The 14,795-nt window shown below is 63.9% G+C and carries 15 protein-coding genes and 1 tRNA gene; 4 read left to right on the forward strand and 12 right to left on the reverse strand.

The window, feature by feature from the left end; genetic code table 11:
- Nucleotides 1–17 precede the first annotated feature (17 nt).
- Entirely contained in the window at nt 18–950 is a 933-nt protein-coding gene (gene mch / locus EPL00_RS08145) for a methenyltetrahydromethanopterin cyclohydrolase (protein WP_135853174.1), read from the forward strand.
- A gap of 33 nt (nt 951–983) precedes the next feature.
- Nucleotides 984–1,472, forward strand: a complete 489-nt coding sequence (locus EPL00_RS08150; RefSeq protein ID WP_135853173.1) for a hypothetical protein — start codon at nt 984–986, stop codon at nt 1,470–1,472.
- Nucleotides 1,473–1,476: 4 nt separating this feature from the next.
- Here the strand turns inward: EPL00_RS08150 and EPL00_RS08155 are convergent, their stop codons facing one another.
- The 5 genes from EPL00_RS08155 to EPL00_RS08175 form a co-directional block, all read right to left on the reverse strand.
- Nucleotides 1,477–1,806, reverse strand: a complete 330-nt coding sequence (locus EPL00_RS08155) for a hypothetical protein (RefSeq protein WP_135853172.1) — start codon at nt 1,804–1,806, stop codon at nt 1,477–1,479.
- Between the two features lie 3 nt (nt 1,807–1,809).
- On the reverse strand, nt 1,810–2,127 hold the full coding sequence (locus EPL00_RS08160) for a helix-turn-helix transcriptional regulator (RefSeq protein ID WP_135853171.1): 318 nt from the start codon (nt 2,125–2,127) through the stop codon (nt 1,810–1,812).
- A 76-nt stretch (nt 2,128–2,203) separates the two neighbouring features.
- Nucleotides 2,204–3,040, reverse strand: coding sequence for an RAD55 family ATPase (locus EPL00_RS08165; protein WP_135853170.1), 837 nt, complete (start codon nt 3,038–3,040; stop codon nt 2,204–2,206).
- Nucleotides 3,041–3,437: 397 nt separating this feature from the next.
- A complete protein-coding gene (locus EPL00_RS08170; protein WP_135853169.1) occupies nt 3,438–4,403 on the reverse strand; it encodes a beta-ribofuranosylaminobenzene 5'-phosphate synthase family protein in 966 nt (321 codons plus the stop codon).
- A 54-nt stretch (nt 4,404–4,457) separates the two neighbouring features.
- A complete protein-coding gene (locus EPL00_RS08175) occupies nt 4,458–5,417 on the reverse strand; it encodes a glycosyltransferase (RefSeq protein ID WP_135853168.1) in 960 nt (319 codons plus the stop codon).
- A gap of 287 nt (nt 5,418–5,704) precedes the next feature.
- Between EPL00_RS08175 and ilvD the strand changes: the two genes are divergently transcribed.
- On the forward strand, nt 5,705–7,414 hold the full coding sequence (ilvD, locus tag EPL00_RS08180) for a dihydroxy-acid dehydratase (RefSeq protein WP_135853167.1): 1,710 nt from the start codon (nt 5,705–5,707) through the stop codon (nt 7,412–7,414).
- Nucleotides 7,415–8,036: 622 nt separating this feature from the next.
- On the opposite strand, the gene EPL00_RS08185 is transcribed toward ilvD, so the two are convergent.
- Nucleotides 8,037–8,735, reverse strand: a complete 699-nt coding sequence (locus EPL00_RS08185) for a class I SAM-dependent methyltransferase (RefSeq protein ID WP_135853166.1) — start codon at nt 8,733–8,735, stop codon at nt 8,037–8,039.
- A 206-nt stretch (nt 8,736–8,941) separates the two neighbouring features.
- On the opposite strand from EPL00_RS08185, the gene EPL00_RS08190 reads away from it, so the two are divergent.
- On the forward strand, nt 8,942–9,472 hold the full coding sequence (locus tag EPL00_RS08190; protein WP_135853165.1) for a hypothetical protein: 531 nt from the start codon (nt 8,942–8,944) through the stop codon (nt 9,470–9,472).
- 47 nt (nt 9,473–9,519) lie between these two features.
- Here the strand turns inward: EPL00_RS08190 and EPL00_RS08195 are convergent, their stop codons facing one another.
- The 6 genes from EPL00_RS08195 to EPL00_RS08220 form a co-directional block, all read right to left on the reverse strand.
- Nucleotides 9,520–10,566: a 3-keto-5-aminohexanoate cleavage protein gene (locus tag EPL00_RS08195; RefSeq protein WP_135853164.1), complete on the reverse strand. Its 1,047-nt coding sequence runs from the start codon at nt 10,564–10,566 to the stop codon at nt 9,520–9,522.
- Between the two features lie 488 nt (nt 10,567–11,054).
- Nucleotides 11,055–11,336: a hypothetical protein gene (locus EPL00_RS08200; protein WP_135853163.1), complete on the reverse strand. Its 282-nt coding sequence runs from the start codon at nt 11,334–11,336 to the stop codon at nt 11,055–11,057.
- Between the two features lie 63 nt (nt 11,337–11,399).
- A complete protein-coding gene (locus EPL00_RS08205; protein WP_135853162.1) occupies nt 11,400–11,585 on the reverse strand; it encodes a hypothetical protein in 186 nt (61 codons plus the stop codon).
- A 689-nt stretch (nt 11,586–12,274) separates the two neighbouring features.
- A tRNA-Pro gene (locus EPL00_RS08210) sits at nt 12,275–12,345 on the reverse strand.
- A 72-nt stretch (nt 12,346–12,417) separates the two neighbouring features.
- Complete coding sequence (locus EPL00_RS08215; RefSeq protein ID WP_135853161.1) at nt 12,418–13,515, reverse strand: succinylglutamate desuccinylase/aspartoacylase family protein; 1,098 nt, start codon at nt 13,513–13,515, stop codon at nt 12,418–12,420.
- Between the two features lie 408 nt (nt 13,516–13,923).
- On the reverse strand, nt 13,924–14,793 hold the full coding sequence (locus EPL00_RS08220) for an RNA-guided pseudouridylation complex pseudouridine synthase subunit Cbf5 (RefSeq protein ID WP_135853160.1): 870 nt from the start codon (nt 14,791–14,793) through the stop codon (nt 13,924–13,926).
- Nucleotides 14,794–14,795: the final 2 nt, after the last annotated feature.

The following is a 14,795-nucleotide window of genomic DNA, read 5'->3' on the forward strand; positions in this document are numbered from 1 at the left end:
ACGCCCAACCCACGCGCATGGACAGTCTCAATCGGAACGCGTTGGAACTCGCCGACGAAGCACTCGACTTCGCCGAGGAGCTAGACATCGGCGCGCGCGAACTCGACAACGGAGCCACCGTGCTGGACTTCGGCCACGAGTTCGACGGCGGCGTCGAAGCCGGACTCCTCCTCGCGGAGATGCAGACCGCAGGTCTCGCCACGGTCCAAACCCGGATGGACGAGGTGGCGGGCGCGCCCTTCCAGTACGTCGAGTTGACCAGCGACCACCCCGCGCTGGCGCTCCTCTGCTCGCAGAAGGCCGGGTGGGAACTCACGACCGAGGACTTCGAGGGGTTGGGGAGCGGCCCGGCCCGCGCGCTCGTCGCCGAGGAGGACGAGTTCTCCCGCGTCGGCTACGAGGACGTGAGCGACTTCGCGGTGCTGGCCGTCGAGAGCGACGACTACCCCACCGCGTCGGCCGCCGAGCAGGTCGCGGAGCTGACCGGCGTCGAGACCAGTAGCGTCTTCCTCGCGTCGGTCCCTACCGCGAGCCTCGCCGGGAGCGTCAGTATCTCCTCGCGCGCGGCGGAGATGACGGTCTTCCGCCTCTCGGAACTCGGCTACGACCCCCTCGACATCGTGAGCATCACCGGCTCCGCGCCGGTCGCCCCCGTGGCCGGAGACGAGGAGACCGCCATCGCCCGCACCAACGACGCGCTGGCCTACGGCGGGGAGGTCCACGTCACGGTCCGCGAGGAGTTCGACCGCTTCGAGGAAATCGTCTCGACCGCCAACGACGAGTACGGCACCCACTTCGCCGACATCTTCGAGTCGGTCGATTGGGACTTCTACGAGGTCGAGGAGAGCGTCTTCGCGCCCGCCCGCGCGACCATCGACGTAATCGGCGGCGACACCCACGTCGTCGGCGAGCGCGACGAGGAGCTACTGGCCGAGAGCTTCGGTATCTGAGACCCGCAAAACGACGAACGAGGTGCAAACACGATGCAATTCAAACTGGTTCCCGAACCGCCCCAGTCTCTCGACTTCGTGGCCGACGCACAGCGCGCGGTGCCCCTCGTCCCCGGTAGCGAGGACGACTGTTGCGCCCGGATGCTCGACCGGACGGACCTGACGAGCCGCGACGAGGCTCGGACGTGGCTGACGTTCCTGCGCGCGCTCGGACTCGCAGAGGAGCAGTCGTCCGGGTTCACCCGGACGCGCGAGGACCCGACGCCGGAGTTTCTGGCCGAGCAGTTCCGAGCAAACGTCTTCGGCGTGCCCGCGCTGTTGGAAATTCTGGACGACGCCGAGAGACCACTCTCTGGCGACGAGGTGTTCGAGGAGTTCGAGAGTGAGGTGCCGACGTGGGAACACCACAAGAATCCAAACTCGTGGGAAAAAATATGGGGTGAGAGAGTGGCGTTCCTGCTGGACTGGGCAGTGCTGTTGGGGTTGGCGGAGAAAGTGGATGGGGAGTACGTAGTCGAGTAGTTTCTTACTCGACGCCGAGATATCCTGCGGCCTCCTGTGCGATTTTCTCTGTTGTCGCCTCAACTAGACGGCCTTCTTCGTCGTAGACATCGGCGTGTCGGATGGGAACGACGGTCCACGGATTAACGTAGCTCTCTCGGGGAAGACCACCGCTTTTGAAATCGGCACTGGCGAGCGGAATAGCAGCTGCGCGTCGCGTCGTCGTGACCGCCGCGTAGAGTGCTTCTTCGTCATTAAATGGGTGAGATTCGTCGGTCAGGCAAACGTAGGGACGATACTCGTGGTCGGCGAGCAGGTCCGGACCCTTTACGACGGTGCCACGGTCGTACCCCATCAGTTACTCCTCGCCGTAGTAGTCGTCGTTCGTGGACGCCGAGCTGGCCTGCGTCTGGGCCGCATACGACGCGAGACGGTCGTCTTCGGCGATAGCCCAGTATCGACCGCGGTGACGGACGAGACCGCGGTCTTCGAGGCGCGACAGGACCGCACCGACGCTTCCGCGATTGATGCCGGTCTCCTCGTGAATTTCGATTTGGGTAAACGCTTGGTGGTCGTTCTCGGCGAGAAACTGGATGATCCGGTAGGGATTGGTTCCCTCTTCGAGGTCGAGGACTCCTGTTGGACTTTCATCGAACTGGTCGATACTGATCGGCATGTGTAATAGAACGTAATAGAACGTAATAAGTTCGGGGGCGACTTCCCGTCAGAACTTCTCCGTTACTTGAACCCCATTACCGAATCTTCCGGACGTTGCTGATGTCGAAGCCAGCGTCGTGAATCTCGGTCTCGAACCGGATGATGTCCTCGGCCTCCAGCCGCGACAGGACCCCGCGGAACTCCCGGACGAACATCACCCGGTCGCGCTCGTTGCCGCCGGTCTCCCACTCGAAGGCGATGGTGCCGTCGGCCGCGCCCATCAGACTGCCCATCTGGGTGTCCGAGAGGGCTTCCTGATTCACGAGGACGAGAATCAGGCCGTCCCACGCCCGAGAGGCCTTCTGAAGCCCCTTGACCAGCAAGGTGATGTCGCTCCAGTCCAAGTGTTCGTTCGGCGCGCGAGCGAGGTCCGTCAGCGAGTCGATAACCACGAGGTTGCCCGTGGCGTGTTCGTTGAGGTACTCGCCGAGGGCTTCCAGTACGCCCCGGCGGTCGCCGCCCTGCCCGAGGTCGGTGATGGTCTGGGTCTTGCGGGTGTACCACTCGCGGGGGATGGCCGAGAGCTGGAAGTACTCCTGACTGAAGTCGGCGAAATCGACCGTCTCGACGCCCGCACGGACTATCTCCTCGCTCATCGTGAACTCGATTTCCCGCCGGAGTTCGTCGCCGCTGGCGGTGAACGAGACGTAGTGGATGTCCTCGGGGACCGCGGCGCGCTCGGACACGTCGCCGTAGTGGAGACCGAACTGCTCCTCGTCGGTGTGAGCCAACCCGTTGATGGTCGCGCTGGTGTAGCAGAACTCGCGGGCACCGGCCCCGGCCTCGCCCGCCAGCAGGACCACGCTTCCGGGCGGCGCGCCGCCGCCGATGATGTCGTCGAGTCGGGAGACGCCGAACGGAACTCGGTCCATAACTCTCGTTTCAGGCGTCTCGTCGGGGGTGCTTGGGTCTTTCGTCTACGAGACTCGCACGGAAGGGCGTGCTTGGACCTCCGACTCGTCGAGCCGCGACCGACTCGAATTTCGGTCTCACACCAACGTTCAAATACGAGAACGGAACGAACCTCACCCGGACGCTTCGTGCGGTCACGCGACCGATTCGTGGCGCAAAGCGCCACGAGAAACGCGAGCGTGACCTCGGAAGACGCAGTCTGCACAGGCCGATGACCGCGCAGGCCAGCGGCCGAGCGGACGCGTCTTCCGGCGGTTGCGGGCAGGGAGGTGACGAGTCAGTCACCAGTGTCGATGACCCCGTAACCGTCAGTCCGACTACTCCGAGAGGACTGAGCCATTCACCCGTAGAGTCGCGTCACCCGTCGATGTCCGCGCCTCGATTTCGAGGCTCGGCGACTAGCACGTCACCGCCGACGCCCGCCGTCGAGAGCGCGGCGTGGGCCGCGTCACGGGCCGCACCCGCGCGCTCGGCGGTAGTCACGGCGTAGACCGCGGGTCCCCACGACGACTGCCCAGCGCCAGCTATCGCGGCCGACCCCGACAGCTCCGCGACGAGTTCGCCGACCGGCGGGCGGTAGACGCCGCCCTGCTCGTCGGCGTACCACGCGCCGTTGAGTCGCCCCACCTCGGCGACCGCCGCGCCGAACTCCTCGATGTCGTCCTCGGCGACCGCAGGAAGGACGCGCCGAGTCACTACTGCGGCGATTTCGTCGGCGAGTTGGGGGTCCGCGCGCTCGACCACCGACCGCATGCTGGCCTCCTCGTCGTCGCCGCTCCGGCCGGGTTCGGTCTCGGGGAGGACGACCACGAACCGCCAGTGGTCCGGGACCTCGTGGCTGGCCGCGACTTTGGGGACCGACCACGCGCCGCGGTCGGGTCGGTCGGCCGTGAATCGCTCGGTCGGGTGGCCCGAGTCGAGGACGAATCCGCCGGACTCGAACGTCGCCACGCCGACGCCGCTTCGGCCCCCGCGGCCGAGTTTCGGGGCGCGTTCGCGGACTCGGGAGTCGCGACCGTGAGCGCGCGCGACCGCCGCGAGGACGGTGAGTGCCAACTGGGTCCCGCTCCCGAGACCGACGTGGCGGGGAAGCGTCCGCTCGACGGTCACGTCCGCACCCGGTACGTCCAGTAGTTCGACCGCTCGGCGGACGTACTCGCGGGCGTCGTCGTGCGAACACCGCACGGTCTCCGCGGGGTCGGCGACCACCTCGACTTCGGGCGAGTCGAGCGCGACGCCGAGCGACCCGTAGAGGCGCTGGTGAGCCAGCGACAGGTTCTGAAAGCCGAAGTGGAGACGCGCTCCGGCCGCGACTCGTGCCATACCCGTCGGTTCGGGGGCAACGGGGTTCGTAGTTCCGGCAGTGGCAAAAACTGGTCAGGTCAACGCATCGAGGACGTGGTCCGCGACGCGCTCGACGCCGTTGTCGTGGTCCGGCGACGCGGGCGGGTGGCGGACCGCCCGCGCGACGTGCGTGACCGAGTGTTCGACTTGGAAGCCCTCGACGCCCCGGCGTTCGATGACGCGAGTCACGCCGTGTTGCTCGTCGGTGAAGGGGTAGACCACGCAGGGCGTCCCGCCGACCGCGGCCTCCATCACCGTCGAGTAGCCCGAGCAGACCACCACGTCGGCGGCCCGAATCCACGGGAGGAGCGCGGGCACGTCCTCCCAGTCGTCGTCGCCGACCAAGGTCACGTCGTGGCCCTCGGTCCGGAGGGTCTCGGCGAGTACGTCGAAGTTCGTGGAGTAGACGCTCGGGACGACCAGCACGCCGACCTCCTCGTCCGGGCCGCGACAGTCGCCGGGGTCGAGCGCCACGGGCGGGACGTGAGTTACGCCCGGCGGGTCGCCCTCGTCGGGCGGCCACACGGCCGGATAGAGGAACGACTCGGCCGCGCCCAGTTGGTAGCGGTTGAGGAGCCACGTGAACACCTGTTCGACCGCGGCGTCGTAGTAGGATGCGGCGTTGTGGGTGACGATGTAGAGTGGCGTCCCCGTCAGCGGCGCGGCCATCGCGGCGAACATGTCGTCGGTGACCAGTGCCGCGGGGTCTTCCCGGCGGAGCCACCGCACGAAGTCGAAGACGCGCTTGCCGCTGTAGGGGAGGCTCCGGGTCAGGACGCGCCCGAGCGACCCCTGCTGGTAGTCGCCGATGTAGTCGACGGGGGCCGCCCGGAACACGTCGTAGCCGTTGTGTTCGATGAAGCGAGAGCCGGGGCCGCCGCCAGCGAGCGCGATGTCCGCGCCCGCCTCCTCGAAGGCCTGCCCGACCGCGAGCATCCGAGTCGCGTGGCCAGCGCCTTCGGGGTAGTGGGCGACGGCGACCGTCAGGTCCATGCCGTCCCTTCGACGGCCTCCCGAAAAGTATGTTCTCATTCTATGATTTTCGCAGTCCCCGGACGCGACGACGACGGGCGGTCACGAAACCGACGCAGGACTTCCTTCCTCCTCGAAGCCGGTGAAAGCCGACATCGAACTCCGGAATGAGTGGTTTTCTGACTAGAGTTTCGCCGGACGAGGAGTCGGTCGAAACGCGACCGGACCCGACCGCGGAACTCCTCCGGTCGAACAGCAACATCTGTCCGAGGAGGGCAACTTAAGCCCTTCCGCGGTCATGCGGACGTATGACAGAGAAGCCGGGAAATCTGCGGAGTAGCGAGGTCACCGACGGGGTGGAGCGGGCTCCTCACCGCGCGATGTTCCGCGCGATGGGGTACGACGACGCCGACCTTTCGTCGCCGATGGTCGGGGTCGCGAACCCCGCGGCCGACATCACGCCCTGTAACGTGCATCTGGACGACGTGGCCGCCGCGGCCTACGAGGGCGTCGATTCGGCGGGCGGGATGCCCATCGAGTTCGGGACAATCACCATCTCCGACGCCATCTCGATGGGGACCGAGGGGATGCGCGCCTCGCTGATATCGCGGGAGGTCATCGCCGACTCGGTGGAGTTGGTCGCGTTCGGCGAGCGCATGGATGGTCTCGTCACGGTCGGCGGCTGTGACAAGAACCTGCCGGGAATGATGATGGCCGCAATTCGAACTGACCTGCCCTCCGTCTTCCTCTACGGCGGGTCCATCATGCCCGGCGAACACGGCGGCCGGGAGGTCACCATCCAGAACGTCTTCGAGGGCGTCGGCGCTGTCGCCGAGGGCGAGATGAGCGAAGACGAATTGGACGATTTGGAACGCCACGCGTGCCCCGGCGCTGGCTCCTGTGGCGGGATGTTCACCGCGAACACGATGGCCTCCGTCGCGGAGGCGCTCGGACTCGCGCCGCTCGGGAGCGCGGGGCCGCCCGCCGAGTTCGAGGAGCGGTACGAGGTCGCGGAACGCGCCGGGGAACTCGCGCTCGACTGCATCGAGAACGACCGCACGCCCTCCGATATTCTGGACAAGCGGTCGTTCGAGAACGCCATCGCGCTACAGGTCGCCATCGGTGGCTCCACGAACGGTGTCCTTCATCTCCTCGCGCTCGCCGCCGAGGCTGGCGTGGCCCTCGACATCGAGGAGTTCGACGAAATCTCCCGGAAGACGCCCAAGATAGCGAACCTCCAACCCGGCGGCGAGCGCGTGATGTTCGACCTCTACGAGCAGGGCGGCGTCCCGGTCGTAATTCGCCGCCTCGTGGACGCGGGGCTGTTCGACGGCGACGCCATGACGGTGACGGGTCGGACGATTGCCGAGGAGTTAGAAGCCCTCGACTTGCCCGCGGACGACGACATCGACGCCGACTTCGTGCGCCCCGTCTCCGACCCCTTCCACGACGAGGGAGCCATCAAGATTCTCACGGGCAACCTCGCGCCCGACGGCGCGGTCCTGAAGGTCACGGGCGAGGACAACTTCCACCACGAGGGTCCGGCCCGCGTCTTCGAGACCGAAGAGGACGCCATGCGCTACGTCCAAGAGGGGCGCATCGAGTCGGGCGATGTCATCGTCATCCGGAACGAAGGCCCTCGCGGCGGCCCCGGAATGCGCGAGATGTTGGGCGTCACCTCCGCGGTCGTCGGCGCGGGCCACGAGGACGACGTGGCGATGGTCACGGACGGGCGGTTCTCGGGCGCGACCCGCGGGCCGATGATCGGCCACGTCGCTCCGGAGTCGTTCGCGGGCGGACCCATCGGGGCCTTGGAGGACGGCGACCACGTGACCATCGACATCGCCGACCGGACGCTGGACGTGGAACTGTCCGACGAGGAGCTACAGTCGCGGCTGGAATCGCGGGAGGACCCCGAGATGGCATATCAGAACGGCGTGCTGGCGAAGTACGGCGCGACGTTTGGCTCGGCGGCGAACGGTGCGGTGACGAATCCGGGCGTGAAACGCGACGAATAGACGTGTTTTGATTTTGCCGTAGTCCAATAACAAATTCGTATATTATATATAAATAAATTAACATTTATATATGGAAGATTTGATAGAAATTATTAGTTCAAATGCTTTCACTATTCTCAACACTATGCTTCTTGTGTTCAGCTTGATATTTGCGTTTAGGACCCGAATGTTTCAAAAGAAAACTGCTGTCCGTGAATCAATAGAGCAATTGGACGACTATAGAATCAAAATTGGAAAATTCGATTTCAAAATTAAACCGGCTGTTCGGAGATTCAATTATTCTCAAAAAACGACGGTGATAGAATTACAGATATTAAGAACAATTGAGAACCACGATTCTCTTTCTACACCGACCTATGTTCATGCGGATTTAGAGAACGAACATCGTGAATACATTTCTACCCAAATTAATAAAATTGACAGAGTAACATCCGCAAATTTCAGAAATAATAAATCACTAGAAAGAAGACTTGATCGGATATTCATAGAGATGAATACAGCGGACCCTGTTGAATCACGGCATACTTCTGAAATGGCCTGCGTAATAGTCGAAAAATGTGTAAGACGGATTCGACAAGGCGACGTAGAGGAAATAGAACAAATAAGGAATTAGATTAGCGAGCTATACCTCGATTTTCATCAGTTCGTCCGCGCCCTGCTGGAACTCGAAGGGGACCGAGGAGATAGCCGTCTCGTAGCCAGCCTCGGCCAGCGTCTCCCGGAGGTCGTCGAGTCGCGGGTACCGCTTCCCGTCGAAGCGTTCCAGCGGATAGACCCGGACCTCCTCGTTGGCGACGCGAGCCAGTTCCAGCAGCGACTTCCTGTGGAACTCGTGGTCCAGTTTGTCCATGTAGAGGAACATGAGGTGGGCCGACAGGACCAGCGAAAAGGAGTCGTCGGCGTAGGGGAGGTCCGGGAGTTCCGCTTTCACGTACCGGCCGGTGTCGTGGTGGTCGGCGTAGTCGGCGATGAACTCCTCGTAGGCGCGGGTCCAGTGGGCGCGCACGTCCGCCACGTCGTCGTAGAACTCCCAGACGAACTGGTCTTCCACGCCGTCGAACCCCGCGATGGCGGTGTCGATGTCCCGCTCGCACTTCTCGCGGAGTTCGTCCGGCGGGACGTGATAGAGCATGTCCACGCCGACCGCGTCGATGTCCCGGCGGTTCGCTTCGGCGACGAACGCACACGCTCCGCCGGGACAGTCGAGGACGGACTCGCCCTCCCACGCCGAGAGGTCGATGTCGAACATCTTCTCGTACTCCCCCACCGTCCGACCGATGAAGGCAACGTCGTCTATCGCGTACGTTTCCGTGTCACCCATGTATTACATCCCCTACCTTTCGGATTATAAAATTATCCTACGAGACAAGTAGTATAATAGATGCTCTGCTCGATAGCTATAGACTCTGTAGATTCGAATTCCGCCCGACGGAAGGTCTTTTTCGGCCGATTTCTGACGTTATCAATTATCAGAACTGATAATATTACACCACCAAAGCTAAGTTAACTAAACAATACGAAGGTAGTATGGCACGACAGAAAGCGTTCAGTCGAGATGGCGAAGTAAGCGGACAGACGGTGCGGTCGGTCGTAGACGGCGTCGGGCAGTTCTCCAGCGCGTACGAAGACCGGGCGCTCGACATCTTGAACGACCACGGCCTGCCCGAACCCGAGGAGGACGAGTGGTACTCGTGGGGCGCGTACATCGACGCCTTCGAGGACCTCGCGGACACCGTCGGCCCGAAGACCGTCACCAAAATCGGCTCCGAGATTCCCGACCTCGTGGAGTGGCCGCCGACCATCGACAACGTGGAAGGCGCGCTCGCCGCCCTCGACGAGCAGTACCAGAACACCCATCGCGGCGACGAAATCGGTTACTACGACTTCGAGAAGTCCAGCGACAGCGGCGGCGTCATCGAGTGCAAGAACCCCTACCCCGACGCGCTCGACGAGGGCCTGCTGAAGGCCACCGCCGAGAAGTTCAGCGACGACGGCGCGTTCGTCCGCGTCGAACAGACCAGCGACGGCGAGGTCTCGACGTTCCAGATTTCGTGGTAAGTCGCCTCTCCTCGAACGATTAGACAGCGTTTCACCGCGTCTCTCGACTACTGCGGCGACGTGTACTCCATCCCGAGGACCTCCCGAGCGCGCTCGGGGTCGGTGACGACCTCCCGCCCCAGCGTCTCGGCGAGTTCGACCGCCATCTCCACTACCTCGGAGTTCTTCTCGACGAGTTCGTCGCTGTGGGGGTACTTCCAGTAGGCGTCCTCGATACCGACGCGCACGACGTTCGCGCCCGCTATCAGCCCCATCGCCAGCATCGGAAGCCAGTTTCGCCCGCCGGGATAGAGACCGACGACGCTGTTCTCGACCGTCTGGCGCACGTTGTAGATTTCCGAGAGGACCTTGAAGTACGACCACGGGTCGTTGCCCGTCGTCAGCGAGTCGTGGGCACCCGCCCGGATGCAGAGGACGAACGGGTCCCAGACGGCCTCGTGCTGGTCGAAGACGTGGTATTTCAGGTCCCGCAGGACGTGGGTGTCGTACAGTTGGAAGACGGGCTTGACGCCGTTCTCCTCGTAGTACCGGACCGCCTCCGTGATGGACGACAGCGAGTGAAGCGCGCCAGCGCCGAACAGTCCCGGCGGGAGGACGACGCCACCCTGACAGTACTTGTTGCCGTCACCGCGTTCGAGGAGGTCCGCGACGCCCGACACGTAATCCGCGTGAGGACTGACCTCCCAGCCTTGGCTGAAGGTTACCACGTCGCCGCACTCCTCGAACACGGGGTCCAGCAGGTCCACCAGCAGGTCGTTGTCGTTCCACCGCGGGCGACGGTCCTCGTCGCGGGGGTGGACGTGGACCGCCGCGGCACCGGCCTCCACGCTGTCTACCAGTTCCTGAATCTGCTCGCCCTTCGAGTCGGGGACCGCGGGGTAGTGTTCCCCGCCGGGTTGCCACCCCGGACAGGCCGTCTCGATGACGACGGGACTGTCCATCGTGTCGATTTGCTCCTCGTCGTGGACCGGGAAGAACTGCTCGGCGGCCTCCCGCGTGAACGTGCCCGACGGCTCCAACTCGTCGAACGCGAGGTCGTCGTAGAGGTTTCTGTGCAGGGAGTCGCCGTCCGAATCGGAGCTGTCCGGTGCCATAGCGTTCGGAATTGAGCTAACTTTTATTTAATACTTTTTTTAATTAATAATAAGAAATGTCCAGTCTCTCCCGGATTCTCGGACAAATGAGTGAAGCAGTAGAAATAGTCTCTTTTCCATCAAATATGCCAAAATCGTAGTGCTACGCGAGGTTTATAGACTAACAGAGTGAATTGGTAACTGACTGGTTATGGGGAAAGAAAGAACCGAAAACGTGTCGAAAGGGATAATGACAGCAGTAGCCGCGGCAAAGATATCTCAACAAGAAGTCTGGAATATATGGGGCGTACTCTCGATTTTCATCTTAATTCTCACGGTCCATTTGGTCATATTCTGATTGACTGGGCAATTGGAAACTTCGAAAATAGCGATGAAGCACATTCTGTATCTTCTGAAATTAGTTTCTCTCGATAGAACAGTTCGAAGCTTCCAAATAGCCGAGAATCAGGCGGAGTCCCGACGTGAACTGAAAAATGAACTGCGGGGGTTCAGCTGAGTAGTTGAGCGTCCAAGTATTGGAGAGTCGCCTCATCCTCCATCTCTTGGTAGGTCTGGAACGCCGTGTTCTCACGGACGAACTGATCGAGTTCTTCTCGCGGAATCGCTCGGTAGGCGGCGGGAGTTCGCCACCTCCAGCCGCCCGTGTCGAAGAACTCTCCACACGACTGGAAGTTGGTGTACTGTTGCATGAATCGGTCCGAGAAGACGGGTCGGAGAGGGAGCTTCTTGTTCTCGGGAACCCGATCGAGGTAACTGCGGTCTGAAAGCATTGCAATTCAATATAACCGCCAGAAGTTAAAAGGGTTCGCTTACCACGGTGAAAGTGAAACTGGTCAGACTGCGCCCTCAACTACCCTGACCGCCGGATACAGCCACCGCGACCAGAGGAGGTCCAACGGCGTCGGCCACCCGAAGGCGTGTTCGAGCGCGTCGTCGAGCGCGACCAGCACGCCGACCAGCGCGAGCCCGCGATGGCCGACCAGTAGGGACGCGCGAGGAGCGCCACGAGCGCGGCGCACAGGCCGACGAGCGTGATGGCCGCCCCGACAGTCGCGTAGTGCCGCCACGTGAGCGCGAAGCCGACGAGCGCCGCCAGCGTCGGGCCAGCGACAGCCCACGCTTCACGGTCGGTCCCCACCGCCACCACAGGTAGGCGACGTGAGCGCACCAGCCGCGGTAGGTGTAGCCGTTGCACGGACACTCGGCGCCAAGGCTTCCGTCGAGGAGGGCGAACAGCACGCGGTGGTGTGCGAGGTCATCGCGGCCGTCGGTGTACCCCATGAGTAGGTCGAACTCGGCCGCGTTGGCGGGGCCGCACTCGGCGGGTGCGGCCTGCGCTCGCTTCCACGATTTGCTGTACGTCCACCCTTCGGGGAAGGTGAGACGAGGAGGTTCGCCGATGCCCTGAACCGCATCGGCGCGAGCCTTCTCGATGCTCAAGCGCCGTCACCTCCGGTACACTCGGGACAGAACCGCCGCGGGATGCCGCCGCGCGAGGTCTCGGTCGTGAGCCGCGCACCGCAGTCGGGGCAGAATCTCACGGCCGACACCTCCCGTCATCGAGGGCAGGACACTGCTTCTGCTCTCGGTCGATGACGAAGCCGCAGAACTCGCAGACGGTGGTCGCGGGGCCGGACGCACGGCTCACGCTGACCACCTCGATTTGGCGAAAAAGCGGCAAAGAACGCCGCTTTCCTTTATTTTGGAGTGGGACCGCCGAGATTCGAACTCAGGTCCTACCGACCCCATCGGCAGAGGATACCACTACCCTACGGTCCCGCAATGCACTTCGGGTGCAATCAAACAAAAGCCCGTCCCGGAGTTAAGCGCTTCGTTTCGCGTCGAGCGATTTCAGGCGGACTCCTCGTCGCCCTCGTCCGAATCCTCGTTCGCGTCGCGCGGGACCACCAAGTCCCCGTCGTCGCGGACCGCCAGACTCGCCAGCGCGTCGTTCTCGTACACCGCGACGCCGTGCATGCGGCCGATGACGTAGCCGTCGTGGTCCGACTCGACGGTCGCCTTCGACTCGCCGTGGGGCGTGCAGATGTCCGCAATCGCGTCGCCCGACTCGATTACGTCGCCCGCTTCGACGCGGTGGCGCGCGATGCCCGGCGTCTCGGTGTGAGGGTGGACCGCGCGCTTGACGGGGTACTCGACCGGCGGCTCTGGACCGACCGCGCCGGGGTCCGGGTCGCCGGAGAGGAGACCGAGTTCCCGCATGACGTTCCGGACGCCCTCGACGCCAGCCTCGCGCACGTCCTCCTCGACGACCGCGTGGCCGCCCAACTCCGCGGTGAACGCCGGGATTCCCGCGTTGTTCAGCGCCGCGCCCGCGGTCGAACGCTGGAGGTTCTGCTCGGTGTACTCGTCGGCGGCGTACTCGTTGACGACCGGCATTCCGAACGCCTCCGCGAGCGATTCGAGTTCGTCCGCGAGGTCGTGGGCTTCGTCTTCGGTGCGCTCCTCGCCGTAGAGGACCCTATCTCGAATCAGGAACGGCATCGACCCGACGTGGGCGGTGTGGAGGTCCACGAGCGCGTCCGCGGAGTCGGCGAACTCGTCGTAGACGCGCTCGTCCACGAGTTGCTGGACGCTCGGCGGGCGACTGCTCTCGGCGTCGGGGTCCGGGAAGTAGCGGTTCGGGTCCTCGTCGTCGTAGTAGGAGGTCCGGGTGGTGCGGCGCAGGCCCGCGGGGTTGAGGGTCGGGACGCAGACCACGGTGCCCCGGATTTCGGCGGCCAACTCGTCGGTCATCACGTCCTGTGCGACCGCGAGGCCCGTGACCTCGTTACCGTGGATGGCGGCCGTAATCCAGAGTGTCGGACCGTCCTCCTCGCCCTCGGCGATGAGGACGGGGAGTCGTTCGGGGGTACCGGTCGGGAGGTCGGTCACGTCGAGCCACCCGGTCACGAGTTCGCCGGGAACGGACTCAGCAGTTCCGAGTTGCATGACTGGCAGGTGTCCGGGCGGGGTGAAAAAACTGGGTTTGGCGGCAGGCGGGAACTAGAATCGCGGACTCGAACACGGACTTGTGGACTCGAACACCAGCGTATCCAACATCGACTCATCGAACACTGTCCTCCGACCCGGCGTGCGCGGGCGCGGCCACTGGGCCGCGCCCATCGCGCGAGGGAGGGGTCGCGTTCAGGCGACCCCGAGGCTGGGGAGGAGTGAGGTCCGCGGTGGCGGTGCGGTCGCGGTGACTCCATCGCTCAAGCCTGAAGCTAGCTTCACTCTCGTTTTCACCCCGTCTCTCGCACCACTTCGCGTCTTCACTGCCCTCCTCGCGTTTGTACCACGACTCGACGCTCGTTCCTACAGCCTGAGCCAGAAAATTCCAAAAAGCAGAACTACCGACTACACCAGCACACGCTCTAATTCGACCGCCAACCCCGATTCCGCATCGGCGTCCCCGGCCATCGTCCCGAGACAGACCGCGGCGTCGTCGGGCGTGAAACAGGCGACCAACTGGCCCGACTCCGCGTCCTCGGCCTCGATGACGCCCGGTGCGTACACCTGCGCGCCCCGCGCGACCTCCTCGGCCGCGCTCGGCGCGATGGTGACTGCGGGGAGATGGGAGAGCGCGCGCTCTGCGGGCCGGACGACCTCCCGGAGCCAGTCGTCCTCGCCCTCCTCGTGCCAGCGCGCGAGGCCGTCCGCGAACTCCTCCATGGTCACCAGCGTCGCGTCGTCGAAGGGGTCGGTCGCGGTCCGGCGCAGGTCGCCCATGTGCGCGCCCGTGCCGAGCGCGAGGCCGAGGTCGTGACAGAGCTTCCGGATGTAGGTCCCGCTCTCGCACCGGATTCGCAGGAGGGCCTGTCGGTCTTTTACCTCTAGCACGTCGAGGTCGTGGACCTCCCGGACGCGGAGTCGGCGAGCGACCGCGCTCTTCTTCGGCGGTTTCTGGTAGAGCGGTCCCTCGAACTCCGCCGCGATGGCCTCGATGTCGCCCGGAGGTTCGTCGTGGAGTTCCAGCACCGCGACGTACTCCTTGGCCCCTTCGAGGAACACCTGCGAGAGGCGGGTCGCCGCGCCGGTCAGCGTCGGGAGACAGCCCGTGACCTTCGGGTCCAAGGTTCCGGCGTGGGCGGCTTGGTCCACCTCTGCCAAATCGCGGACCCACGCCGCGACCTGATGGGCCGAGGGGCCGGGCGGCTTGTCGAGGTTCACGACGCCGAAGGCGAGCAGTTCGTCGGGGGTCCGTTCGTCCGGTGGTCCGCGGAGCATGG

Origin of the sequence: Halorussus salinus, from assembly GCF_004765815.2 — an archaeon.
GTDB classification, from domain to species: Archaea; Halobacteriota; Halobacteria; order Halobacteriales; family Haladaptataceae; genus Halorussus; species Halorussus salinus.